Annotated in this window: 2 pseudogenes; one reads left to right on the top strand and one right to left on the bottom strand. The window is 65.7% G+C overall.

Annotated features, from left to right (window positions below):
• Window positions 1–174: pseudogene (locus JCM25156_RS31815) on the bottom strand (polyprenyl synthetase family protein); the annotation flags it as partial.
• Window positions 175–292: 118 nt separating this feature from the next.
• Here JCM25156_RS31815 and JCM25156_RS28290 point away from each other — a divergent pair.
• Window positions 293–784: pseudogene (locus JCM25156_RS28290) on the top strand (methyltransferase); the annotation flags it as partial.

Here is a 784-nt window from a genome sequence, read left to right as displayed (position 1 = left end):
CGTCAGCAGCGGGCGCAGCCGCTTGCCGCCAGCCGCGACCAGATGGGCCGCAAGCTGTGGAATGAGGGCGACCGGGCTGTCCATCCGCTCGACAATGGCGCGGTTACACGCGGCCATGTCATCAGCAAGATATTCCGCCAGATCGCGCAGGGCGACTTCTGATCCATCTGCCATCGGGCGGCGAGCCCCTTCGTCTTTCTGACTTGCCGTTTCGTCGGATTCCGGCAGACTAACTGCTAGGGCCAAAAGGTTACTCTCCCGGTTCCGAAAATATGAACATGGATACGAGTATATGGGCGGCGCTGGAATAACGGTCAAGCCAGAGCACACAGAGATACGACGCGGGGCAGACACGACATTGCCACCTGCGCCCACGGACCTGCCCCCGGTCACGACGGGCACCCTGCTGGGTGGAAAGGTGCTCTACCGGCAGTTTCGCACCGGAAACAGGACCGGGCTGGAACCGGTTCTCATGGCCGCTTTCGTGCCCGCGCGCGCCGGCCAGACTGTGGTGGAAGGCGGATGTGGCGCCGGGGCCGGGCTGCTGTGCCTTGCGAATCGGGTGCCCGGACTTGCCGGAATCGGGGTGGAACATGACCCGCCAGCACGGCGCTCGCGCAGCACAATTTCCTGCTTAACGGGCGGCATGACCTGCGCGCGCGCACCAGCGCCATCCCCGCCCTGCCCGATGATCCGGTGCTGTCCGGCCCCGGCATACGCCGCGTCGATCATGCCTTCGCCAACCCGCCGTGGCACGGGCACGATTCCTCGGCCTCCGCCCATG

It is taken from the genome of Komagataeibacter kakiaceti JCM 25156, assembly GCF_000613305.1.
The sequence above is the reverse complement of the archived record's forward strand: the minus strand, read 5'-3'. Positions and strand labels throughout refer to the sequence as shown.